Annotated in this window: 19 protein-coding genes and 2 pseudogenes; 12 read left to right on the forward strand and 9 right to left on the reverse strand. The window is 43.0% G+C overall.

Features of this window, described 5'->3' with window-relative positions:
- Positions 1-646 precede the first annotated feature (646 nt).
- The 6 genes from F6K38_RS01115 (at position 647) to F6K38_RS01140 (ending at position 10,688) form a co-directional block, all read left to right on the forward strand.
- Complete coding sequence (locus tag F6K38_RS01115; protein WP_008180305.1) at positions 647-1,828, forward strand: DUF4912 domain-containing protein; 1,182 nt, start codon at positions 647-649, stop codon at positions 1,826-1,828.
- Between the two features lie 873 nt (positions 1,829-2,701).
- Positions 2,702-4,474 carry a ShlB/FhaC/HecB family hemolysin secretion/activation protein gene (locus tag F6K38_RS01120; protein WP_008180301.1) on the forward strand — a complete coding sequence of 591 codons (1,773 nt, stop codon included), beginning with the start codon at positions 2,702-2,704 and terminating at the stop codon, positions 4,472-4,474.
- Positions 4,475-5,161: 687 nt separating this feature from the next.
- Entirely contained in the window at positions 5,162-8,080 is a 2,919-nt protein-coding gene (locus tag F6K38_RS01125) for a cation-translocating P-type ATPase (RefSeq protein ID WP_287355910.1), read from the forward strand.
- 528 nt (positions 8,081-8,608) lie between these two features.
- Positions 8,609-9,760 (forward strand): DNA replication/repair protein RecF, encoded by a 1,152-nt coding sequence (gene recF, locus F6K38_RS01130; protein WP_008180294.1) that lies wholly within the window; start codon positions 8,609-8,611, stop codon positions 9,758-9,760.
- A gap of 256 nt (positions 9,761-10,016) precedes the next feature.
- The gene (locus F6K38_RS01135; RefSeq protein ID WP_287355911.1) at positions 10,017-10,406 is read left to right on the forward strand and encodes a DUF262 domain-containing protein; all 390 of its coding nucleotides are present in this window, start codon (positions 10,017-10,019) and stop codon (positions 10,404-10,406) included.
- Between the two features lie 87 nt (positions 10,407-10,493).
- Positions 10,494-10,688, forward strand: a complete 195-nt coding sequence (locus F6K38_RS01140) for a hypothetical protein (RefSeq protein ID WP_287355912.1) — start codon at positions 10,494-10,496, stop codon at positions 10,686-10,688.
- A 346-nt stretch (positions 10,689-11,034) separates the two neighbouring features.
- Here the strand turns inward: F6K38_RS01140 and F6K38_RS01145 are convergent, their stop codons facing one another.
- Entirely contained in the window at positions 11,035-11,874 is an 840-nt protein-coding gene (locus F6K38_RS01145; RefSeq protein WP_287355913.1) for an SDR family oxidoreductase, read from the reverse strand.
- A 421-nt stretch (positions 11,875-12,295) separates the two neighbouring features.
- Here F6K38_RS01145 and F6K38_RS01150 point away from each other — a divergent pair, with 421 nt between their 5' ends.
- Both F6K38_RS01150 and F6K38_RS01155 read left to right on the forward strand, forming a co-directional pair.
- Positions 12,296-12,583: a hypothetical protein gene (locus F6K38_RS01150; protein WP_287355914.1), complete on the forward strand. Its 288-nt coding sequence runs from the start codon at positions 12,296-12,298 to the stop codon at positions 12,581-12,583.
- Positions 12,584-12,729: 146 nt separating this feature from the next.
- Complete coding sequence (locus F6K38_RS01155) at positions 12,730-13,284, forward strand: metal-independent carbonic anhydrase family protein (RefSeq protein WP_008180285.1); 555 nt, start codon at positions 12,730-12,732, stop codon at positions 13,282-13,284.
- On the opposite strand, the gene F6K38_RS01160 is transcribed toward F6K38_RS01155, so the two are convergent.
- The 4 genes from F6K38_RS01160 to F6K38_RS01175 all read right to left on the reverse strand — a co-directional run bounded on the left by F6K38_RS01160 (position 13,258) and on the right by F6K38_RS01175 (position 15,686).
- Positions 13,258-13,422: a hypothetical protein gene (locus F6K38_RS01160; protein ID WP_154659687.1), complete on the reverse strand. Its 165-nt coding sequence runs from the start codon at positions 13,420-13,422 to the stop codon at positions 13,258-13,260. The genes F6K38_RS01155 and F6K38_RS01160 overlap by 27 nt on opposite strands.
- A gap of 495 nt (positions 13,423-13,917) precedes the next feature.
- Entirely contained in the window at positions 13,918-14,775 is an 858-nt protein-coding gene (locus F6K38_RS01165; protein ID WP_008180280.1) for a hypothetical protein, read from the reverse strand.
- 97 nt (positions 14,776-14,872) lie between these two features.
- The gene (locus tag F6K38_RS01170; protein WP_008180278.1) at positions 14,873-15,022 is read right to left on the reverse strand and encodes a hypothetical protein; all 150 of its coding nucleotides are present in this window, start codon (positions 15,020-15,022) and stop codon (positions 14,873-14,875) included.
- Between the two features lie 352 nt (positions 15,023-15,374).
- Positions 15,375-15,686, reverse strand: a complete 312-nt coding sequence (locus F6K38_RS01175; RefSeq protein ID WP_081431899.1) for a transposase — start codon at positions 15,684-15,686, stop codon at positions 15,375-15,377.
- On the opposite strand from F6K38_RS01175, the pseudogene F6K38_RS43970 reads away from it, so the two are divergent.
- Both F6K38_RS43970 and F6K38_RS01190 read left to right on the forward strand, forming a co-directional pair.
- Positions 15,668-16,231 (forward strand): annotated as a pseudogene (locus tag F6K38_RS43970) (hypothetical protein). The gene F6K38_RS01175 and the pseudogene F6K38_RS43970 sit on opposite strands and share 19 nt — an antisense overlap.
- 240 nt (positions 16,232-16,471) lie before the next feature.
- Positions 16,472-17,044: a transposase gene (locus F6K38_RS01190; RefSeq protein WP_287294976.1), complete on the forward strand. Its 573-nt coding sequence runs from the start codon at positions 16,472-16,474 to the stop codon at positions 17,042-17,044.
- 372 nt (positions 17,045-17,416) lie between these two features.
- Here F6K38_RS01190 and F6K38_RS43175 read toward each other — a convergent pair whose 3' ends face one another.
- Positions 17,417-17,653: an SAM-dependent methyltransferase gene (locus tag F6K38_RS43175; protein WP_202799160.1), complete on the reverse strand. Its 237-nt coding sequence runs from the start codon at positions 17,651-17,653 to the stop codon at positions 17,417-17,419.
- A 450-nt stretch (positions 17,654-18,103) separates the two neighbouring features.
- Entirely contained in the window at positions 18,104-19,621 is a 1,518-nt protein-coding gene (locus tag F6K38_RS01195; RefSeq protein WP_202799158.1) for a TIGR04222 domain-containing membrane protein, read from the reverse strand.
- A 461-nt stretch (positions 19,622-20,082) separates the two neighbouring features.
- Between F6K38_RS01195 and F6K38_RS01200 the strand changes: the two genes are divergently transcribed.
- Positions 20,083-22,764, forward strand: a complete 2,682-nt coding sequence (locus F6K38_RS01200; RefSeq protein ID WP_008180263.1) for an ABC transporter substrate-binding protein — start codon at positions 20,083-20,085, stop codon at positions 22,762-22,764.
- 187 nt (positions 22,765-22,951) lie between these two features.
- A complete protein-coding gene (locus F6K38_RS01205) occupies positions 22,952-23,785 on the forward strand; it encodes a class I SAM-dependent methyltransferase (protein ID WP_008180259.1) in 834 nt (277 codons plus the stop codon).
- A gap of 16 nt (positions 23,786-23,801) precedes the next feature.
- Here F6K38_RS01205 and F6K38_RS01210 read toward each other — a convergent pair whose 3' ends face one another.
- On the reverse strand, positions 23,802-24,806 hold the full coding sequence (locus F6K38_RS01210) for a hypothetical protein (protein ID WP_052308409.1): 1,005 nt from the start codon (positions 24,804-24,806) through the stop codon (positions 23,802-23,804).
- A gap of 118 nt (positions 24,807-24,924) precedes the next feature.
- A pseudogene (locus tag F6K38_RS01215) lies at positions 24,925-25,266 on the reverse strand (dynamin family protein); the annotation flags it as partial.
- Positions 25,267-25,419: the final 153 nt, after the last annotated feature.

Raw genomic sequence — 25,419 nt, forward strand, 5'->3', positions numbered from 1 at the left:
CACCCTTGAGGAAAGCAGCCAAATAGTCTTGCTTATCCTCATTAAGGCTAAGAGATAAATGATTAATGAAGAGTGTCAAGGATAAGTAGATCAGGGCTTCATCCTTCTTGGATACGGATCACTGATGGTGCCTAACTTGATAATATTGATGACTGAGTCCTTAGGTGCGCTTTCCGCATCTAATTATTAAATTCGCCACGGGTCGCACCTGAGGAGTGATGTGATAATTTCATGACATTTTGAGTCCCGATTTTCTGGTAAATGCGTGAATTTACCGAAAATCGGCTTATTTACCCCTTGACCTGACCCAAAAATTCCTTGTTATATATAGTTGATCAGAGGATCCCATAAAAATGCTGGTTTGTTAGTATTTCACCAAATTATAGATGGCTGACTTGAACATATTGTTGGTATAAAAAATCACTGAAATGTCGCAAGGGTAGACGGGCAATTTCCATTAAAGTCTGGGAATCAAGAAGGATAAAAACTTTAGTCAGGTCTGACCTTTAGGTAAGTTTCATAGCAACCAAAACTTTTTTTAATTAGGTGCGCTTTCCGCATTAAGAATTAAATTCGCCACGGGTCGCACCTCAAGATTGACATCAGTAATCTATCAGGCAACCTAACAACGTATAGAACAGAAATCATGGCAAAAGAAGGAACTCCCCTAGAAGAAATGACTCTACGGCAATTACGTAGAGTTGCGAGTGAATATGGTATATATCGATACAGTAGAATGCGTAAAGAACGCTTATTGGCGGAAATTCAAGCAATAGAACGTCACAAAAGGTCTACCACTCCATCGCCGATAATTGAGGCACAAGCAAAGGAGGAATCAAGCCAGTTTGAATTAGCTCAACAAGAGCCGACTAGTGATAGTCTAGTTTCTGTTGATGAGGGATTAGCAGAGCTACCAGAAGGTTATGGTGAAAGCCGGATTGTGCTAATGCCTCGTGATCCACATTGGTCTTATGCTTATTGGGATATTCCCAATGAACATAAAAAAGAACTGCGCTCTCAGGGAGGTCAACAACTCGCTCTAAGGCTCTATGATGTTACCGCAATCAAACTGGATTATCAAAGTCCCCATAGTATCCAAGAATATCCCTGTGATGAGCTAGCGCGAGAATGGTATCTACCCATGCCAGTTAGCGATCGCGATTATTTAGTTGAGATTGGTTATCGCTGTGAAGATGGTCAATGGCTAGTTCTGGCCCGTTCAGCACCTATCCATGTTCCCCCTGCCTATCCCTCTAAATGGATGGAAGACCAATTCGTCACGGTCAACTGGGATGATAATCTACAGGGTAAGACTGTCCTAAAACTTGTGCCGCCTAGCCAGACAGCTAATGGGAGTAGCTCGGAAATTCCTGATCGACCTATCTATGGGGAAATCTTTGGCATAACTCAATCTGGGGAAGCTCAGGCAGTAGCTGATTCTGTTTATAGTTCTATGGAGCAAGCACCAAGGTCAGCAATAAGTTCCAATCCTTTCCCTTCGGGTATTGGTAAGTGGCTTTCTCCAAACATGTCGGGAGCTGGTTTCAATGCTTCTGCTCCCCCCGCTCGTTCTCCCGAATTGTCCTTAGTGGCAAATGAAGAGCTAATTATTCACGGAAGCATCGATCCTGATGCTTCCGTTACTATTGATGGACGTCCAGTCAAGATTAACCCAGACGGGACCTTCCGCTTGCAGATGTCTTTCCAGGATGTCCTAATTGACTACCCAATCATGGTAGTGTCAGCGCATGGCAAGGAAACTCGCTCAATCCATATGAAGTTCATCTGCAAGACGCAATCATGCCATACTGATCTCGTGTGCAATTGAACACAATTGTTGAGTATACTCCCCACCCATCATTATTCACCCATACTTTAGAAGTTGGGTGGGGTAAGCCAAACCAGCTTTTACATGGTGAAGGGAACAGTAAACAGGGAATAGGTAATAAGGAAAAAAATATCTGTACCTCATAGCTGTGATAAACGCTATATAGCGACCTTAAATCAGTTGTGGCAAGTCAAGGGCTTGAAACCCAGGTATAGCAAGAATCACGTTTGGATAAAATTAGCACAACCTATTTAGGATTGCTATAGTTCAAGAAGCAGCATTGGCCTATAATAACCTCAGAATTCACACTTCATACTTCTAAGGAGTTCCCCCGACACTAGCCGGGGGATTTTTTTGCCAAAAGTCAATAGGTGCGCTCTTACCATTAAGAATTAAATTCGCCACGGGTCGCACCTCAAGTGTGCTTAATTGGTTATGATCGCAAGTGGTTTGAAGAGAATAACAACTCATCTCAAGTCCGTTAGGTGCGCTTTCCGCATCTAATTATTAAATTCGCCACGGGTCGGACCTGTTGAATACCCACAGGTTAGACTGACACCGGAAAAACCACCACACGGTCAGACAGGGTAGAGATTTTGATTATGGGTAATTAAACGAATTTGATATAAGCTATAACTGCGATAGACGATGGTGATAGTTTTTTGGAATTTTTGAACTAATCAGGGTTAGGCTTTTTAGTGGCGTTTACGTTTGGACCATTCGTTGTCACCCAAAATCCCTAGATATCCCCACCCAAGGAGAATAAAAAACCCGATGCGCTCGAAGATCGGATTGCTTTGGCATCAGATGTTAATTCAAATTGTGCTTATAAAGTATTTCTTAAATAAATTCATATCAAATAAATTTACACCGTTGTATTTAATAATTGCCTGTACCAGTTGTAATGATGCCCTAGCAGTAACCCTAACTTCTTTGCCAAGCAATCATAGATCTCTAAGAGCAAGTAAACTTCTGCTTAAGCAGCAGGAGCATAAAACCGCTCAGGAGTCAGTAAAATTGGTTGATGGAAATTATCAAAATCAGATAGCTGAACTATTAGCGCCCATACTATCAGATTCAGTTGGACCAGTTATACTAGAAACTCAAGCCACTACACCTGCTAGACTAACTGCTTTGGACTCTAAAACCATTCAAGTTGATAAAATTGAAGTCATTGGTAGCACCATCTTTTCACCAGAGCAGTTTAAGCTGATTATACAACCCTATCAAGGACGCTCCCTGACTATTGAGCAACTAAGAGAAGTCGCGGATGCTATTACTACCCTTTACCTCAAGCAGGGCTATATTAACACTAGAGCAATTCTTCTTGCTGAGCAAACGATTGACATTACCAAGGGCATTGTTACAATCCGTGTTATAGAAGGGGGTATAGAAAAGATCGAAGTTGAAGGAACACGCCGCCTCAATCCCAACTATATCCGCAGCCGTGTCCAGTTGGGTACCGGAACACCATTCAATACTACTGATTTGGAAAAACAATTACGATTGTTACGGCTTGACCCAAAGTTGGAAAGTATAGAAGCGAGCCTCCGCAAAGGAACAAAAGTAGGACAGAGCATTCTGATTGTTCGTGTTGTGGAAGCTAATCCGTTCAAAGGAAGTGTAGGGGTTGATAATTACTCACCTCCTAGTATTGGTTCTGAACGAATCAGCTTTAATCTTCGCCATCTCAACCTAACTGGCAATGGGGATGAAATTTCCTTCACTTATCGCCGTTCGACCACTGGCGGGTCTAATATTTTTGATTTTGGCTATCGCTTTCCCCTCAATCCCCGAAATGGTACCTTAGAACTGCGAACAGTGATCGACCGTAATCGGGTGACTCAAGCACCATTCAATGTTTTTGATATTGAGGGAGAATCTGAGCTATATGAAATTCGATTTCGTCAACCGTTGTACCGCACACCTCGGGAAGAATTTGCTCTGTCTCTAGGATTCAGCTACAGAGATGGTCAGACTTTTTTGGGTGATGAGCCTCTTGGGTTTGGCTTTGGTCCAGATCAAGATGGCTCGACTACCCTGAGCGTGATTAAGTTTGAACAAGAGTATCTACGTCGGGATTTGGAGGGAACTTGGTTTTTGCGATCGCTTTTGAGTCTCGGAACTGGGTGGTTTGATGCCACTATCAACCCCGATCCTATACCTGATGGACGCTTTTTTCGCTGGGTAGGTCAAGTACAGCGGTTACAGATTCTCTCAGAGGATAATTTCTTAATTATGGGAACCGAGGTTCAGCTTACCCCCAATAGCCTATTGCCTCCCCAACAATTTTTACTTGGCGGTGGTCAATCGGTGAGGGGCTACCGTCAAAATATCAGAGCAGGGGACAATGGAGTACGGTTTTCTATAGAAGACCGTATAACTTTACATCGAGACGTAGACGATGACCCCGCATTACAACTAATTCCGTTTTTCGACATGGGTTATGTATGGAATAACCCTGATAATCCTAATACGTTACCGTCACAGCGGTTTTTAGCGGGTATTGGCTTAGGGCTAATTGTGCAACCAGTGACAGGGCTTAATCTGCGACTTGACTATGGCATTCCTCTGCTTGAATTGGATGATCGCAGTAACAATGCCCAGGATGAGGGCTTCTACTTCAATGTTCGCTATCAATATTAAACTATTTAAACTCTGACGATTAAGGTTAATGGGCAACCGTTGAGCGTTAACAGTGAATAATATCAAATCCAGTTGAATACCCATACTTCCTGGTGAAAAGAGCAGGGGGCGCAGGGGCGCAGGGGTACAGGGAGAAAAAGATTTTCTCTAGATATCGTAACTGTGGGCAATTATCCGGATTTGATATAAAACCTGATCAAATACGGACTAAATTACTATAATTAGCGGCAACTCGCTATCTTAACAATACAGACTTTGAACAACAGATCTTCAATTGCTGCATCGGGTGCTATTTTGTTCCGCTAGATTCGATTATAGTCTTGGTTTCCAAACTCCCGTAAGCTATCAGCTAATGCGCTACGCGCACGGTTCGTGAACAGCTAATGCGCTACAGATGGTGCTACTTGAGGTGCTATCAGCTAATGCGTTACGCGCACGCTACTTGAGGTGCTTTTGAATGAAAGAGGTAAGCATTCGTTTAATTTCAGTTCCCTGGCCTTTCGGCCAGGAATTGATAGTCTTTGGCAGTCCGTTGAACTCGTCAGCCGGATAGCTTGTTTTAAGCTCACCGCTGACGGCTGACAGCACCTCAAGTAGCGTGAGCTAAAAGCTCACGGCTGAATGCTTACAAACTTCCTAGGAAATTTTTATGATCGAATGAATATCATCTAAAAGCAAACATTCCCGGTGAATCCATTGACCCATTCTAATTTATTGCCTGACCCGTTAAAAGCGTGGTACAACCAATCTGTCGAAAATTCTCTAGCAGAATCCGGCTGTGACCCTCAAGTCGGTTTGACCTCTCAACAGGTATCACAGCGGTTGGAATACTATGGCTTAAATCAGTTAGAGGAAAAAGCAAAGCGCAGTTCCTGGGCAATGTTCCTTGATCAATTCAAGGACATCATGCTGCTGATGCTGATTGCAGTAGCGATAGTTTCCGGGATTTTAGATCTGATCAATCTGCAACAAGCCTCAGAAAAGGCGAGTGAATTCCCCTTCAAAGATACGATTGCTATCCTCTCAATCGTGATTCTCAATGGCATCCTCGGGTATCTCCAGGAAAGCCGTGCTGAAAAAGCCCTAGCAGCCCTGAAAAGTATGGCATCTCCTAAGGTACGAGTGTTGCGGGATGGTCGTACCTTAGAGATAGACAGTCCACAGCTTGTTCCAGGGGACATCATGTTGCTGGAAGCTGGGGTACAAGTTGGAGCAGATGGTAGGCTAATCGAGGCATCGAATTTGCAGGTCAGAGAATCCGCACTGACTGGGGAAGCTAATGCTGTCAATAAAACCGTAGAGGTGGAGCTATCAGAAGATACTCCCATAGGCGATCGCATTAATTTAGTTTTTCAGGGAACTGAAGTTGTCCAAGGCAGAGGTAAAGTCCTAGTTACTGGTACTGGGATGAATACGGAACTGGGGAAAATTGCCCAGATGCTACAAGGGGTGGAAAGTGAACCGACACCTCTGCAACAGCGCATGTCTCAGCTGGGAAAAGTCTTGGTAACCGGTTCGCTGTTGCTAGTAGCACTAGTAATTATCATTGGCTTGGGCGTAAGCGGTTGGGACTTGAGTGTGTTCCAACAACTGGTAGAAGTTTCTTTAAGTATGGCAGTGGCTGTAGTTCCAGAAGGCTTGCCAGCTGTGGTGACTGTTACCTTAGCCCTAGGAACCCAGAGAATGGTACGCCGTCATGCTCTAATTCGCAAACTACCAGCTGTGGAAACCTTAGGAAGTGTGACTACCATTTGTTCTGATAAAACTGGTACCCTGACCCAAAACAAAATGGTTGTGCAACGGGTGGATACCCTCAACTATAGTATTCAGGTGACTGGGGATGGTTATGAACCTGTAGGGGAATTTCTCCTAGACAATCAGCCCATTGCTACAGAACAGTATCCCGAACTCGAACCCCTACTTCTAGCTTGTGCTCTGTGTAATGATGCGATCTTGCAGTATGAACAGGGGGAGTGGAAGATTTTAGGAGACCCCACAGAAGGAGCATTAATTGCTCTGGCTGGTAAAGGGGGTGTGGATAAGGAACCCCTGAGTCAAAGGTATTCCCGTGTGGATGAAATTCCCTTTTCCTCTGAGCGCAAGCGTATGAGTGTGATTTGTCAGTGGGATAGTTCTCCAGATCCCTTTCAACCTGCTAACCTGCCCTACTCGAACACCAAAGGCGAACAACCTTGGCCTTTCGGCCAGGCTACGCGAACAACCGAGAACCCACAACTGACCCGTTACATGATGTTGACCAAAGGGTCTCCAGAATTGGTGTTAGAGCATTGTACTTCATCAGTACATCATGATGACAGAGCAGCAGGAACTCTAGGGTGTCAACCCTTGACAGAAGAGCAGCGGCAACAGATTTTGGAACAGAATAACCAAATGGCAGGGGCTGGTTTGCGAGTGCTAGGTTTTGCCTATAAGTCCCTAGATCGCTTATCAGCTCCAGAAGCAGACCATGAAATCTTAGAGCAAGGGTTGGTGTGGTTGGGGTTAGTGGGAATGTTGGATGCTCCACGCCCAGAGGTACTAGAAGCAGTTCAGCGGTGCCGGAATGCTGGAATTCGTCCGATTATGATTACTGGAGACCACAAACTTACCGCTAGAGCGATTGCCCAGGATTTGGGAATTGCTAATCATGGTGATCAGGTACTGACTGGTCAGGAGTTACAAAAGCTCTCCCAGGTCGATCTAGAGGAACAGGTAGACCAAGTCAGCATTTATGCTCGTGTTGCTCCTGAACACAAACTCAGAATTGTTCAGGCACTCCAGGGTCGGGGTAAATTTGTTGCCATGACTGGAGATGGGGTGAATGATGCACCCGCTCTCAAGCAAGCTGACATTGGTATTGCGATGGGAATTACGGGAACCGATGTCAGTAAAGAAGCCAGCGATATGGTGCTGTTAGATGACAACTTTGCCACCATTGTTGCTGCCACAGAAGAAGGTCGGACAGTATATGACAATATTCGTCGCTTTATTAGATACATCCTGGGCAGTAACATCGGTGAGGTATTGACTATTGCTGCAGCCCCGATCATGGGACTACCAGATGTTCCCCTCACACCCTTACAAATTCTCTGGATGAACCTAGTCACTGATGGTTTACCCGCTCTTGCCCTAGCTGTGGAACCAGCAGAACCCGATGTGATGAAGCGATCGCCTTTTAGTCCTCGGGAAAGTATTTTTGCCAGAGGGTTGGGCTCTTATATGGTGCGCATTGGTATTGTTTTTGCCATTTTCAACATTACCTTAATGGCAATCGCCTATGGATACTTCCCTCACTGGAAGACAATGGTATTTACTACCCTATGTATTGCTCAAATGGGTCACGCCCTGGCAGTCCGCTCCAACAAACGCATTACTCTGGAATTAAACCCATTCTCTAACCCTTATTTGCTGTTGGCAGTTACTGTAACTACTCTCTTACAGCTGTTACTGGTCTATGTACCCTTTTTGCAAGACTTCTTTGGTACTGAGCCTCTGACTATCATGGAATTCGCTGTCTGTCTTGGCTTTAGTACCTCACTATTTGTTTGGGTTGAGCTGGAGAAATTATTTATTCGTTGGTCTAGCAAGGGAAAAGTTCAAGGTTAGCCGGTTGGTAGGTTGGTAGGTTGCTGGTTGAAGGTTGAAGGTTAGCTGGTTGAAGGTTAGCTGGTTGAAGGTTAGCTGGTTGAAGGTTGAAGGTTGAAGGTTAGCTGGTTGAAGGTTAGCTGGTTGAAGGTTGAAGGTTGAAGGTTAGCTGGTTGAAGGTTAGCTGGTTGAAGGTTGAAGGTTAGCTGGTTGAAGGTTGAAGGTTGAAGGTTAGCTGGTTGAAGGTTGAAGGTTAGCTGGTTGAAGGTTGAAGGTTAGCTGGTTGGACGGTTAGATATTTTTTTAAGTTCAGATCAAACTTCTAATCTTAAGCCTGTTAACCTATTAACCTAGAACCTGCTAACCTAGAACCTGCTCACTTTCAACCAGCTAACCTACCCTATAAGGGACGCCTTGGGGGAACAACCTGTTAACCTTCAACCTGTTAACCTTCAACCTGTTAACCTTCAACCTGTTAACCTTCAACCTGTTAACCTTCAACCTGCTAACCTACTAACCTGCTAACCCCCAACCTGTAACCTTAAATGGATGTACCTTAAGAGCCTACACCTGCGACAGTTTCGTAACTACAGAGATTGCCTGGTCAACTTCGATGCTCCCAAGACAATTTTGCTGGGTAATAATGCTCAGGGGAAATCGAATCTACTGGAGGCAGTAGAGTTGCTCTCTACCCTCAAGAGTCATCGGTCAGTACGCGATCGCGAATTGGTCTTAGAAACTACTCCCATTGCGGAGATTCGGGCTACTCTAGAACGAACCTATGGTTCAGTAGAACTAGGATTAACCTTGCGCACTCAAGGACGACGTACTGTTGCTCTCAATCAAGAATCCTTACGTCGGCAGTTGGACTTTTTAGGTATTCTGAATGCGGTACAGTTTTCTAGCTTAGATTTGGAACTAGTGCGAGGAGCACCAGAACGGCGTCGCGCCTGGCTCGATTCGATTCTGACTCAGCTCGAACCAATTTATGCTTACATTTTGCAGCAATATAACCAAGTATTGCGACAGCGCAATGCTTTGCTGAAAAAAATCCGTAAACTTCAACAAGAAGGGGAAGTTGATGCATCGGTATCCAAGCAATACAATGCCGAGCTAGGGTTGTGGGATGCCCAACTGGCTACCGCTGGCTCACGAGTCACCCGCCGTCGAGAGAGAATGCTAAAACGATTAGCTCCTTTAGCCCAAGCATGGCACGCTAGTATTAGTGGCAAGACAGAGGTATTGGATATTACCTATGCCCCTAATGTCAGTCTTTCCAAAGATGACCCAGATCTAGTCAAGCAGGCTTTTTTGGAGAAAATCCAACAGTACTCCCTTCCTGAATTTCATCAAGGGAGAACCCTAGTTGGTCCTCACCGGGATGAAGTACAGTTTACCATTAATCAGACCCCAGCCAAGTCCTATGGTTCTCAGGGTCAACAGCGAACGTTGGTATTAGCGCTCAAGTTAGCAGAATTGAAGCTGATTGAAGAGGTGGTAGGAGAAGCACCTCTGTTGCTACTCGATGATGTATTAGCTGAATTAGACTTGAATCGGCAAAATTTGCTGTTGGATGCTATTCAGGATCGGTTTCAGACTTTAATTACCACTACTCACTTGGGAGCCTTTGATTCCCAATGGCTGAATTCGTCTCAGATTCTTTCAGTACAAGCAGGACAGATTAAAAGGTTGGAAGCTTGATGGTTGATGGTTGATGGTTGATCGGGTAAAATGCTTTTTACACCTTGTTGTTAAAACAAAATTTTTTGGTAATACTAAGGTTGTATCTTCTGATCACAATCAGAGAGATAGCGGTTATCATACCTATGAGGTACACAGGATTTTTTTCCTGTTACCTGTTTCCTAAAATTCTGAACTTGTTTGTGTAAATCACCCAATTAAAAACTGCTATATCCCTACTAATGTTGTTTTTTAGTTAAAATCAAGATCATAACTCATGGAACTTCATGCATATACTAGAACAATTAATGATATTTTTGCCGCTAACAAAAAGTATATTGTTCCTAGATTTCAGAGAGAATATTCTTGGTCAACAGACGAAGTTAATGAGTTGTGGGAAGATATAATCTCGAATATTGAGATTATAGACAATCATGAGTTTCACCATGAAGAACATTTTATAGGTGCTCTTGTTTTAGTTGGGGAGGACAAATCACAAGAATTAAAGATTGTTGATGGTCAACAACGACTCACTACTTTAACGATTTTTCTCTCTGCACTCTGCCAGCATTTTATGGAAATCGAAAACGAAACTTTATCTGAAGCAATATATCACAATTTTATTGCTGGCAAAGATAGTGATGGTCAGCCTTATTTGAAACTTTAAAATGAAAGTACTAAGCCGTTTTTTCAAACCTGCATTCAAGATATTAACAAAGTATAGCAAGGGAAGTATAGTTTAGGACATAGTCTTTTGGTTGAAAGGGAGCAGGGAGCAGGGAGCAGGGAGCAGGGAGCAGAAGATGTCTTAAGCTTTACTTCGACTGCTATAAAAGATCAACCCAAGACAGAAGCAGAAAAAAACCTTTTCAAAAATTATAATCAGCTGTACTATAACCTATCTCTAAAAAATTTAGCCGAAGTATTTAAAGAAAAGATTTTAAAATAAATTACAATTCAAACTATGAACGGCTTTTGAAAGAAATCAGAAAGCAAGTTTTGCTCTATCTTAAGGTGATTGTGATTACAGTAAAGGAGGAAGATCAAGCTTGCAACTTTTTTACTTAAATGGTCGTATTTTTGCAAAAGTGAGATGCACTCCAATCAACGGAGATTGATTGTATTAAAAAAATTGATTCCACCCAACAAGGTTTAATGGGGCGCGGGAATTAATAACGAAACTTTTCCAAAATTATAAATACAGTATTCTGGTAATTTATGGGTTAATTTCGGTAAGGTTTATTCAGAAAAAGCTAGTCACCTTCTAGATTATAGTTCACATTATTAGGCATTGCTTAAATCAGGGTTTGAGCATGAATCAACTCATAACCAGCAACTTTCAACTTCCGATTATGGACACGGGCGTTATTGGTTCGGAAGCTAGGTTGTGAGGAATCCCATAACACTTTGGGAAGATGGTAGCGATCGCATATTTGATCAGTCAGCTCCCGCGTCGTGAGTTTGATGTCGTTAACTAGGTTGTAGATACCTTGGGAACGATTTCGTCGGGCAAACTCCACGGCCTGAACAATGTCGTCTCGGTGAATCCAATTAATAAAGTTATCGCCACTGCCAGGAAGCGTCGTGCCAGCCAGTCGCTCAAACCGCTTGCTTAACTCACGACCGGGACCATAAATCCCCCCAAGGCGCAGGATACAGACATTACGATCATCACTGCTTGCTCCTAATAGAATATGTTCGGTCAAAGACAAAACCCGACCATGGTCGTTAGCTGGAACGATAGGAGAATTTTCATCTACCCATGCCCCTTCTTGGTTACCGTATACGGCGCAACTACTTAGGTAAATTACCTGCTTCACGGTGGGATGATTTGCTAAAGCTGCGACCAAATTGCTAGCGGTGGGGATGTAGGTGGCTTCGTAGAGGTTGGCATCAACTTGCCGATTACTGATCGGAGCAATACTCAGCACAATAGTGTCCTGATCGATAAGCGCCGACTGCATCCCTTGGGCATCATCCCCTTTCATCACCACTACCTGTGAGGCGACTTCCTTCAGCTTTCCTACCCGTTCTTGGGTAGTAGTGGTAGCTGTCACCTGGTGACCCTGGTGGTGATGCCAGAAATTTGCTAGAGCTGTGCCAATATAACCGCAACCAATAATGGTAATATTCATAAGGTATAATCCGTAGGGATATCCGTAACAATTTCAATAAAGCGAGTCTAAACCTCTCCCGAAACCGATCCGTTGGAGGCATCAGAAGAAGTTAATAGTGAATAGTGAGTAGTTAGAATTACTCAATACCGAGCAACCCTGAGTCTAGGTTTGGACGGTAAGCGTTTTGTCTATGGTTGACTTCAACAGTTGAGCTGTTGGTTCCGGATTTAGAAACCTCAGATCAATCTGTCTAGGATTTACTAATAGAATTCCCAGAGGTTATGACCACTTGACAGTTTTGGCTCAATCCTGAACAGCTTTTGATTTCCCGATAGATGTTGCTCCTGATCTCGATAAGATGTGCAAAATCTGTTCTATTATATCAATTTTAGCCTAAATGTAAATATTTATAAATGTAATGTAAAATACAGACGTTGCTATGATATATGGTCGTAAACCTTCAGGGAGTAGTCACAATCCCCAGGGTTTCAAGTGGAGCAGAGTTCAAATCAGCCGCTTATTCCAATGGATAGCACCTGGTATTTGGGATTATGTGAGAGGAATGGTGGTAGAGTATTTGTGGTATTGCTACGGGGTTGAAATCGGTTCAACAGCTGAATCTCGATTGAGCAGCTTGATCGCGAAATCTGTAAGGTCGGCATTAAGCCGTGAGCTAAAGCTCACGCTACTTGAGGTGCCGTCAGCCGTTGGCCGTAGACCAAGCTAAGGGAACAGCCGTGAGCTAAAGCTCACGCTGCGCGAACAGCTTATTTTATTCAAAAGCACCGATTGCGCTACGCCCACGCTGCTCTTTTGGCAACTTTTGTCCTTTACTGAGATTTACGCCTAGTCTTATAAAATAAAAAGATCACCATGAAACCATATTTCTCTGCACTTTTAATGCTATCCACAGTAACCACAATAGCTGGTTGCACGAACCTTGGAGGTACGCCAAGAGCACAGGCTGCGCCATGCGAAAATCCTGTCACAAAAAACGATGTTCTAGCTGCACAGGAAAGCTGGGGCCAAGCCATTGTCGCCATTGGCAAGGCAGAAAACCCACAAGCAGAAGCACAAAGTACTCTTGACAGGCTTTATGCTTATGATCTTGGTACGGTTTTGTTCAAACCAACACTGGCCAGCGATGATCCGTTCAGAGGCACGGAGAAAGAGGCTTTGTCTTATTTTGTCCGCGGCAGCATCAGCGAAGATAAAGGTTTTGCTCTTGCGCCCTATAACAATGTGCGCTTTGAGAATGAAGGAATTATTACCCACTGCGATACAGCCATGTCGATGGGTGAGTATTTTTTCACCAAAACAGACGGTAGCGAGATCAAGGTAGAATACTCTTTTGGTTATGTTCGCGATGAAAACGGTGATCTGAAAATCAATCTGCACCATTCATCTCTGCCGTATCAAGCAAAATAAGGGCGATTGACCGTAGGTCACGCTACGCGAACGCACGTCTGACAAAAGTTGAGCTAGGTCTGGCGCTAGACTGTCCACCCATTGCTGTTGCTGGCTCGACTCTTTTGGCGGTTGAATCTCTTCTGGTGGTTGGGTCATTTCGGGTGCTGCTTCTATCTGTGATGCTTCAGATAATGCGCTCGGCTGTACAGGGGACTGAGTTGCTTCTGGCTTGGGCGTTTCGGGTACTGCTTCGGCATGATTGGGATTTGGGGATGCGATTCGGCAAAGCCGACCCTACGGGAACGCATCTGTTTTTATCCCCACTGGTTATAGCGGTTCTGATAGTCATGAGGTATACAGGATTTTTTTCCACTTCCGACTTCCCTACTCCGAAGCTCCCTTTTTTGAAATTGGAGCCATTTTGGCGACACAAACAGAGCAAACAGTATTGTAATTAAAGTATTGCTTAGTCTGTTTTTGTCCAAACACAAGTTACTAGACACACAAGCTCTAGACACACAAGCTCTAGACACAAGTTACTAGCTCTCAGTCTGCGTTCAAGACAATACCTTGCTCCCCTACCTCTCACCTCGGTAGGGGATTTATTTTAACTTTAACTGATCCCATAAGGCTGAATGCTTACTTTGATTTCTATTGCTTCTTTGGTGAACCTGCAGTTAAAAAGGTAATAAACGCCAGTAAAGCTAATACAGAACCTGGTTCTGGTACAGAAGTCTTAGGAGTCGCTTCGCCAAAAATCTGCACATTAATATCCGAAGACTTATCCCAGCCGTTACCATTGCTATCGACGATATCAACGAAGTTACCTGAGGCATCAAACTGCAAGTAACGATTGTCAGCGCCATCCTGGGGCGAACCACTCAATGCTGCGTTGGAAGCATGGTTATACGAGGGATAGAAAAGATCGAAATCAGGGATCTGACGACCAACACCCCGCACCCCGAATTTATAGGTTGTACCGCCTTCGATAGTCCAGTTGAGATTGTTGAAATCCACTTGCCAAATATTGACGAAATCACCAAAGTTATCGTATATCGAGCCAGCAGCATCTAGGTACGGGACTTGGGTAATGGTAATATCTGGGTTGCTGGTCACGTTACTGTTAGGGTCTAAGGTTGCAGTGGCGAAGGGAGAAATATCCTCCTCAGCGGCAAAACCTGTCAACAGAGTCAAGCTCTCAAACCAATCCCCCAAGTTGTCTGGGTCACCAATATTCATACCAGGTACCATCCAAGTGCGGATGGTATCGATAACAAAAGTGTCTCCTACATTGCCGATAGTGAAATCATCACCAAAGAAGCCCTGGTTCTGGGCATCTGTAGCCCAACGGACATTACTGCGGTTTGCTCCAGAAATATTATTGAGATTTTCTGTAGGTAGTCCCCGGTCAAACAACATTTCAGCCTGTGCGTTGGAAGTGTAACCTAGCATGACAGCAGAAGCAGTGGCAAAAACTGCTCCAACTTTGGCGAGAGTTGAGGTAAACATAGAATTAATAGCTTGAGTATAGGGTTGACGATGTAGATTGTTAGCAATATCAAATAGTCAAAATCCACAAAAAATAACAATAAAAAGTGGAAAAACATTAATTATTTTGTTTTAGTTTTAATGGCTTTTTTTTAGTTTTATATATGCCTTTTATCTTTTGCTTTTTTCCTTCGAAAATGTTATTATAGGGGTTAACATTGGGATGAACTACACCCAAATTTCTTCCCCTTCCTTCTTCTGTTGCCACTCTCACCTATGAGCCTGCTCCAGATTTAGCTGACGGTGGCGGGAACCGATAGATTACAAAGGATTCAGGCCGATGCTTTGATAGTCTAAAACAAGACTGACATAAAATTACGACATCAAAATCCTTCTTTCCTTGGCCAGTTTCTGATGTCGTAATTTGAGAACTTATATAGACATGGTGGCAAAGCAATGTTTACAATCGGGTTTGCCTAATGTATGATATTTCGAAGAATTACAGAGCATGGTTGATTGTGATTCGCCATTAACCATGCTCCTGAGATTTTGAACAAAATTTGTGACGCATTCCCCCACTTCGTTCAAGTGGGGGTCAAGGAACAACTTATTATTAATGGTTAAATGGTTATCTCCCTAATTTTCCTGCTTATTAATACATCAGGTGCCAAATCTATCAGTAAGTGGATCTGGTCATTTTTAACTAAGTCACCTTTCGCTTCTTTAAGTAGGCAGCGGTGTTTCTGACATATTCCATGGATGAGATCGATTATGTCTAACTCTACATCACCAGATCTCACCGGATAACGAGACTTCGTGACAAACACTATATGTATCTCAATCGAGCCAACGCTATGGGAAAAAGACCTTAGACGGCTTGAAACCACAAGAACACATGTTCTATCATGTAGCCATGATAGCAAAGAAGTCACAGAAAATTCTTCGCACCGATAAGTGGAGTCTTAACCCAAGTGCCCCTCAGCAATTAATGTTTGCTGAGACAATCTCTGTTTATCAACGTGCCTGTAAGTTTTTGACTTCAATACTATTTACCCATTGGGAGACAATCGGTTCCAAAGATACAAAAGAAGCCGTTACAGCCGTAGAACGGCTAATGCACCAAACCAATAAAAACCCTAACCCTAAGTATAAAATATTTAATCGAGTATTTTAGAAATTGCCGTCTTATTATCGTCGTGCTGCTATCGCTTTTTCCTTGGGGCAAGTTAGCAGCTTTGTAACGAGATATAGAGACTGGCAATGTGGACAGTCACGGAAGAGACGGGATGCTAAGCCACCATTAATGACGATTGGAGCTAACTGTTATCCAGCACTTGGTCAAGGTCAATGTTATCGGTTAGATTCCCTCGAACAAATTCAAATCAAAGTATTAAACGGGAAAAATTGGGTATGGACAACGGTTGGGATCGTTTCAACTAGGAATCGACATACTATCCCAGCTAACAAACAGCTGTAACCGTCGCTGATTCAACGAAATGGTAAAGCGTGGTTATCCGTTCCGTTTGATTGCAAACCTAATCATAAAAAAGAAGTTAATCGTGTAGTAGGAGTAGATAGAGGAATTAATAAAACTGCTGTTATTTCAGTCGTTGAGTCCGATGGCACTGTAATTTATCGTGAATTTATTCACCCAGTCAGAGACATAGACCGTCGTGATAAAAAGCTGAAATCAGTCTCAAAAAAAGCGTCTAAAACGATGGGTAAAGGCGGAAGGTTACACAAAGGTTTTTGCCGGAATACTTATCGGAAATGTCGCCACATTAACCGTCAAATAGCCCAGATAGTCTCTAAGGGGATTGTTGAGATCAGCATTGAGTATAATGTTTCGGTTATCGCTTTTGAATATCTAAAAAACTGGAAGCCCAAAGGTGGTAAGAATAAATCTAATCTTAAACAGCGTTTCCACGGTTGGTTAAAGTCTATAATTCGAGAATTAACGGAAATGAAATGGATCGAATCTGGCGGGAAGATTTGTGATGTAGTTGCCCGAGGAACATCTAGCAACGCTTATGACGGTAGTGGAACAGTTTGGCGTGATCGGAAAAATTACGCTCTAGCTACGTTCAGTAACGGTAAACGATACAACGCTGATTTAAGCGCTAGTTACAACATTGCAGCTAGAGCTATTCAAGAACTCACTCGCAGAAATGACAGTGAGAACCGTAGTAGCAAAAGTTCTACTCGGTTGCCTAGAAGTCGGGCAGTCTTATGTGATCTATGGGTAACCTCAAACGATAGCATAGGACACCCCCACCTCAAGCAAAGCTAGGTGGGGGAGGCTTCATTAGGATCAAACTGCTCACTTCTATTGCGGCAAATGAAGATGAAGCTTAAGCCAATTATAGCGCTGCGTGCAGGGAATAGGAAATAGGGAGCAGGGAACAGGGAAAGGAGAACAGAAGGATAACGATCAACATATAACATACATACTGTGTCTGCGTAAGTCCTGGATCAGATACTCTTAGTCTGTGATTTGACTACCGTGTGCCTGAAGCCCGATATACTGTAATTGTTGCTGCACTTTCTGGCTGCTTTGAAAGACCTCGAAAAAATTCTAGACCGGCTTTTAATCGTTGATAATCCTTTCCCAGTTTTTCCGTCATTTGCCTGAGAGTTGGCTCTAGACAAGAGTAAACATACTCTAAAAACCTGGGGGGGCGACAAGCGCCCCCAGGTCACCTACACACAGATCAATATTGTCGAAACCAAGAGTATTTAAATAGTGATGAGCGTACTCAATTTGGGTAGACTGTAGGTCAATTCCAGCTACTCTTAAATCTGGAAAAGTTTCCAAAATTATTCCGAAGACAGCTCCGACACCGCAACCGAGTTCTAGGACATGCTCACCACCAGACAGGTTTAAATCACGCAGTATCAGTTTTTATCGCCAATATTGAGCTTGTTCAATTAGGCGTTTTTGCTCTTGGGTTGAATAGCAATGAATGTAATCTTGTTACAAACTAAATCTCCCTATGAACAAAATTGATTGCCTTTAAATCCTTGATTATACTAAATAAAAAATTCAATAATGTCAATTTTTAATCTCAATTTCGGCTAATCTTGAAATTCAGAATAAACTCATAAAGAAAAGAGGGGAGAATGGTGTAAGATAATAACTTTACTCCATCCCACCTCCTGTGATTAACAAAGGTCAGCCAAAAGCAATCATCAAAGCTACTCTTAAACCATGCTTTGGCACCATCAGGGAACAGAAGGATAACGATCAACTATAGCGATTCTGTAGTTAGATGAGGTACATACCAAATTTCTTTCCCCTAGTAGGGCTGATCGAGATGTACCTCACAGTCGCGGGAACCGCTATAACTCTTTAGTCGCCGCAGCCACCGCAGCCGCCACCGCAGCCGCCACCGCAGCCGCCACCGCAGCTGCTACCGCCACCGCAGCTACTGCCACCGCAGCTACTGCTACTGCAGCCACTGCTACTGCTATTACCAGAATTGCTGGGAGGATTAAATACCTTTCGCAAGTTTTGTAGACCATTTTGGCTCAAAACTGTACTACCAAATAGAGCAAATGCCAGGGCTACTTGAGAATTATTCTGAGCATTTTCCAGCATCTGATGCTTAACTTTTAGGTTGTCTAATACAGTATCGCCGTAACCACTACGGTTTACTGGTTCAACCAGAAAGAACAAACCCATGATTGCTGTGATGAGGCACAGTATCATCAGGAAACCGACTGGCTTATGTCGCGAAATGCCTACTATAATTTTGCTGATTCCTAGGAGCAAGACAGCAAACAGAGGGAGTGCGGGATATTGCTGGGCTGATTTGGTTTGGTCTTCTGTAAGTAAGAGATTGAGATCGGTTAAGCGATCGCGTATTTGGTCTGTAGCGGATGCAGCGGATGCTCTAATTTGAGTTATAGTCTGACCAGTTCTAGCACCAATGTCAATTTTCAACTCAAGGGGATCATTTTTGTAAACCAAAGGATTTACTAATTCTAGCCCTCGGTATTCAGGCACAGGTTTTAAATGTCCACCCTGCACAAGGTTAACGATGGCTGTATCGACAGCTCGCTCTTTACCTCCAACTAAATAGCCTGTCTCATAGGCATCGAGAGAGATGGATTTCCCCTCAGGATCGGAAGCTGGTTGTTGTAGATACCAACGTAAACCGTAGGCCAAGACCACCGCAGCACTTACTAGAACTAGATAAAACCCGAGAAATAATAGTCCTGTGAAATTAATTGGGTTTGCGCTATTGACTAAGACTAATGACTCACAACCTGTGATGGTTACTGCCAAGACGAACAATAGGAAAACCATCCTGTATTGGTTGAGGCCGAAGTTGGGTAGTGAGTCTAAACTAACCTTACGCAAACTAACTTTAGGCAAATTAACTTTAGGTAAAATCCAGTACTGCTGAGGGTTTAACCGCACAAAATTGACATGCTGACTAACATGAAGATCAGCAGGTGCCCAAATATCTAATGGTGGTGCTTCCCCAAAGAAATAGTGATAGCTGGCTAGGGTTTTAGTGTACCAATCGTCGAATTTAGACTTTTCACTGGCACCACCACCACTAGGCAGATGATGAAAGGGGATTTGTAGAATGTTTGGGCAAAATTCATTCCAGTAAGAATGGGTATAGGTCAAGTGTAGATGCCACACTTGATCCACTGGATCAGAAGGGGAAACGGGATGGTCAGCTACTACTGCTAGAAACGCAAATTTCTTGTATTCATCAATCACTCGCTTAGTGTATTTAAGACTCCAGTGATTTTCCCGAGCCAGTCGCTTGCTAAAGGGAAATTTGGCATCAGGATCATCTAAGGAAAATGCCTGAAGGCGTTGATAGAGTTGGGTTTGTTGAAGGTTCATCATTGTTTGTGTTTTCCTGTACAATGCTAGTTACCTGAATCTACCCATATATTTATATTCAGCCCAAAAACAAGGTTTTATGAAAAGGTGTTTTGATTTTGCGTTCGGGTAGCGTGGCCTACGGCCAATCGCTTTTCTCAGCAGCCTGATATAGCACTACGCATACCATTAGAGCGGCAGTCTGGCTTCAAATTAGTGTGAAGATAGTTTAAATATTTCTGGATAATTTCAAAAATATGGTATAGTCCATATACTATCAAGTATGCTAGTTGCCTAAATCCCATACCCCCATAACTCAAAGCGCTGCTTGACTCACAATTCTTAGGATTAAAATTCCTAGTAAATCCTGAGGGAGTAACAGCGCTAATCATCAACATGCAAATTTTCGTCAGTCAATCAGAGTCAAGGAGACTCCTGTCGGTGATTGGATCTGGCAATCTACAAAAATACGGCAATAAATAGAAATGAATAGAGTAGTTATTCTAACACTAGATGGTGACCTAGACAGGGGAATTCGAGTCACTTTGGCATGGGGAACAACAGACAAGTCAGCTGAAGGAAAAATTATGAGTCGGTTGGCACCAAACCCCGAAATTTATCAACTATACACCGATTGGCAGAAAGGATATCGTAATTTAGAGTATTTTTACCGAAACCCCCGCTTAACTCCCAAAGGACTGTACATCTCTTCGATGAAATCCTGTGAGCAATTGGTTGACGAGTTAAGCAACAATATTAACCAATGGCTGAATTCTAGATCCGATGGCTTTGACCAGATCAGAAATCAATTAACAACTGAGTTAAGCCGTCATCGTGATATTCGGGTATTGATTCAGACCGATAATCCTCAGCTTCAACGATTACCATGGCACCTCTGGGATGTATGGGAAAATAATCATGACTCCGTTGAATTTAGTTTAATTCCCTTGGAATACCAGCCAACTCCAGAAACTAAACTGAGAAATCGAGTCAGACTATTAGCCATTCTTGGTAACAGTGACGGAATTGATATCGAAACCGACCACAACAATTGGCAGCAAGTCTCTAGCTTAGATTCATCCTCCTGCTTTCTAGTAGAACCGACACGAGAGGAATTAGACCATAAACTTTGGGAAAAAGAGGGCTGGGATATTCTGTTTTTTGCTGGTCATAGTTCTAGCGAATGTAATGATGAAAGTGGTCGAATTTATATCAATCAGGAAGACAGTCTCATCATTGATGATTTAATTCCTGCTCTAAAGGAAGCCATTAAAAACGGCTTGAAGCTAGCGATATTTAATAGCTGTGATGGCTTAGGCTTAGCCAATGCTCTAGCTAGATTACAAATGCCACAAGCGATTATTATGAAAGAGCCAGTCCCCGATGAAGTTGCCCAGACCTTCCTCAGGTTCTTTCTCGAAGAATTTTCTCAAGGAAAGTCTCTCCATAAGGCAGTTAAAGTAGCACGAAAAAGACTCCATTATCTAGAGAATCGATTAGATAAAAAATTACCCTACGCTACTTGGTTACCGGTGATTTATCACCATCCTAAAGCACAACCATGGCGTTGGCCAGTGTCAGGATCATTAGTTACACTTTTGATTAAATTAGCGTTAGGGACTGTTGCGCTCCTTAGCATTTACGGAATTTACAAAATTGCCACAGAGCCTAACAAGCTAGGAGACAAGATTAGTTCTGGAGAAGAGATACTGGATACAACCTCTGCTCGACGTTTCAAGCACCGGGGTGTTAAATTTATGGCAAAATGTCAGACTCCCTGGAGAGATAACTTAGCCATTTTTAGTCAAAAAACTTGGCAACGATGGGAGAGGTGTTGGTGGACAAAATCTAACTATAAAAAAGCTGGTAATTTATTCTTAAAATCCTGGCAAGAGGAAGACAAAGACCCAGAAACGTTAATTTATCTGAATAATGCCCTTTTAGAGGCTACTAAATCCGATTACTACACCATTGCTGTGGCGGTGCCCATCGTTAGAAACAAAAATGGCTCTGTCAAACATCGGGAGCTAGCTCAAAAAATTCTTCGAGGAATCGGTCACGCTCAAACAGAAGTTAACTTAGAGCTTTTTCAGGATAATGACAAACTCCCTAACAACTTTACTGAAAAGTTACTAGGAAAGGATGTTATAAACGGTAAATCTATCAAGGGTAAGGGTCTAAAAGTTCTTATTGCTGATGATGCTAATATCACCTCAGAAGCGATCCAAAGGGCAAAGGCACTAGTCAAGGAACGGGATATCCTAGGGGTAGTTGGTCACTATGCTAGTGATATGACCATGGAAACTGTGGATATTTATAATAGTAATAAGCTAGTGTTAATCTCCTCTGGCTCCACAACGGAAGAACTGACAGAGCACCCTAGAAATTTTTTCTTCCGGACGGTACCTACCGCTAAAATTGCAGCCCAATATTTGGTTGATTATTTGGTTGAAAATGGTCACCAAAAAGCGGCAGTTTTTTATAATCCTCGCAGTCCATTCACTCACTCGTTCTGGCAAGAATTTAAACAGCAGTTTACTAACCAAGGAGGAGAACTTGTCGATATCAAACACTACGATATATCTAAGCCCAACTTTAACCCTAAGCAAGCAATAGAGGAAATTGGGAAAACCCAGGACACAGCTATTGTTTTAAATCCTGATGGTCAAGTCACCAATGCTGTCACTAATGCTATCGATATGATCAAGGAAAACAATGGTCGTAATGTGATGGTGGGTTCCTCGGGAATCGCCAGGTCAAAAACACTAGCACTTAAACAACCCGATCTATTCGAGAACCTTGTGGTGTCTGTTTCCTGGCATCACCTAAACAGTGCTAACCCACAAGTTAATCAAGATGCTCAAACCTTATGGGGAAAATCTTTTAATTCCTTAACTGCCTGGTCTGCTTTAGCCTATGATGCAACTCGTGTGTTGATTACAGCTATCGAAAAACAGAAGAATCCCACACGTCTTGGTATGCAGAAAACCTTGAAAAGTCCTGATTTTAGTGCTGATGGGGTAACGGGAAAAATTGAGTTTGAACCGGCTAACGGTAATCGTAAGAATCCCTCACAAATCTTAGTCCATGTGGTGCCTTGTCCCAACCAGGAGTCTGGGTTAGAGTTTGTGCCCCTTGAGTATTCTTCTTGTGATCAAAAGCATTAAGCTCAAAAGCATTCAGCTATTAGCTATCAGCTATCAGCTATCAGCTATCAGTTATCAGTTATCAGCTATCAGTTATCAGTTATCAGTTATCAGCCATTCGCGTAGCGTGGCCAACGGCCAAGGCTGACGGCTGACAGCTGACAGCTGAATGCTTAGGCTAACATCAACTATAAAGAGGCAAAATACCATGACCAATAATCTTGAGCTAAGTGAGTTTAAACAAGAAATTGCTACTATCTATGATAACAGGAGCAATTCTTACGATAAGGGGGATTTCCATCCTCGGCTTGCAAATTGTCTAATCGAACATGTTGATATCAGACCTGGACAAAAAATCTTGGACATTGCTACGGGAACTGGCTTAGTTGCTATTGAAGCAGCAAAACGGGTTGGTCAGGATGGTCGAGTGGTGGGAGTAGATATTTCTACGGGTTTACTCAATCAAGCTCAACGCAAGATCTCCGCAGCAGGGTTGACTAATATTGAGCTAATCGAAGCTGATGCTGAGACCCTAAACTTTCCTGACAACAGTTTCGACAGAGTGTTATGTTGTTCAGCCCTGCCTTTAATGACAAACGTTCCTGCTGATCTACGCTTATGGAAACGTTTTCTGGTACCAGGAGGCTTAATGGGCTTGTGTGTTTTTGCTAAAACCGCTTTTACTACTGGCTTTATTCTCCAGAACGTTGCCCAAAGATACGGAATTTCATTGATATTTAGCGATGTCACCGGAGATGAAGAAAAATGCTACTCCTTGCTCACAGCAGCAGGATTTGAAGATATTAAAATTAAGCGGGAGCAATTGGGCAGCTACATTACGATAAGTGACGTAGAAGGCACCTGGGATGGTAGCTTAAAACATCCCCTGTGTTGGCCACTGCAGCAACTAGAGCCAAAACAATTAGAACAAGCCAAGGCTGACTACGTTGCCGAAATTAATGCCTTAGTCACCGACAAAGGTATTTGGAACGATATTACTACATTTTTTGTAAGCGGACGTAAAAATATGGAAAATTCTTAATTCTTAATTCTAAATTCTAAATTATTAATTCTGCATTCAATCTTTCCAAAACACTATTTAATAACTGTAGCTGATAAACCTGGCTGCTGGTATCCTGTGGTTGTTGATTTGTTGGCAAACTAATCACTTTCTCTGCCTTGGCTTGATACTTACGCACCATCGAGAAAGCGTCAGTACTGAAACAACTCAGATAATCCTGAGCTGCATCACTTAAGGCTTGGGCTACTTGATGGTCATAAGAGTCAGCGGATGAATTTGACTTATCTTTCTTTGCCCCTTTACTGAGGATATAGCTAGCGCCTCCAGCCATAGCTGCGCCCACTTTACCTTTTAAAACCAAACGGATTCCAGTAGAAAGACCAATTGGGATAACTTTCTTTGACTCCTGAGAAAATTCGGGAGGCTCAGGTATAATAACTTGAGGAGTATCGGGAACGGAAATGATTAGCTTACCAGGAGACTGATGCTCAAAAAACTCACACGCTTTATCAACCCATTCTTGGATTGCCTGTTGATATCCATCAATGTCTTGTTGGAATTGTGCTTGCCAACTGCTAAATTCCCCTTGCTGAAGTGCTGTCGCAAGTTTCGATTGATAGCGTTCTAAAAGTTTGGGCAAATACAGCCAACTCTCGAAATCAGAAACAGCGGCTTGGAATCCTTGTTTAATCAATTTCTGAGCTTTTTGTTGCAGCTCAAGTTTAGCCTGATGCTTCTCTTTGGCACTTTCTAATTCTGAGTTGATGACTTGGATTTTAGACTGTAGTGCTGCTTTAACCTGAGTTGCGATCGCATCCACACGATCCAGCCGAACCGTTGTCTTTTCCCGTTGAGCAGCTACCATGCTTTGCAGTGCTGATTCAAACATCGCCAATCCCGTGGTGTGTGCTTGATCAGATAATCCTTTTAGTCTAGCTCTCAAAGCAGGTAGGGCATCAACTCGATACAAGTTACTAAGGGTATTCGGTAATTCCGACCGAAAACTTTCCGCTACAAACCGTAGCCTAGGGCGTGTTTTCAAAGTTTTCCGCAAGATTATGATCCCCCCCAGCCCCCCTTAAAAAAGGGGGGAGCCATACTCAAAGTCCCCCTTTTTTAAGGGGGATTTAGGGGGATCTCCGAGTTTGAAGACACGCCCTAGTCTGGACTTCTTTTTGCTGATCAGGTTCCAATAAATTCAGGAAATTGACCACAAAAACAACAGTCTTGATTCCTCTATCTATTAACCAATCTCTCAGGTTTTCCCGCTCACCCAAGGTCATCAGCTGGCGACCATCCAGCACTTGAACGACTAAATCTGCTGTTAGCAGTTGGTCGCGCACTAAATTATCCTGAGCTTCCCGGTCATTTGTTCCTGGCAAATCCAGAAATTCTACACCAGTTTTTAGGAAGGGATGGGGACAGTAAACCTCTATCGAAGCGACATCAGAGCGCATACACCGTTGCTCATCTAGGATAGCATAGCGCTTGAGGACCTCTGTGCTAAGCTGTTCGGCATTTAAATTGGTATAATAAAAATTAATAAATAACCCAATAATAGGAAATATGCCAGCAAAAAATTATCTGACACAAGAGCAAAAAACAATACTTCAAAAAGCCTTAAAAATAGAAGAAAATGGAAATATTAGAGAACG

The organism is Moorena sp. SIO3B2 (assembly GCF_010692525.1).
Classification (GTDB): domain Bacteria; phylum Cyanobacteriota; class Cyanobacteriia; order Cyanobacteriales; family Coleofasciculaceae; genus Moorena; species Moorena producens.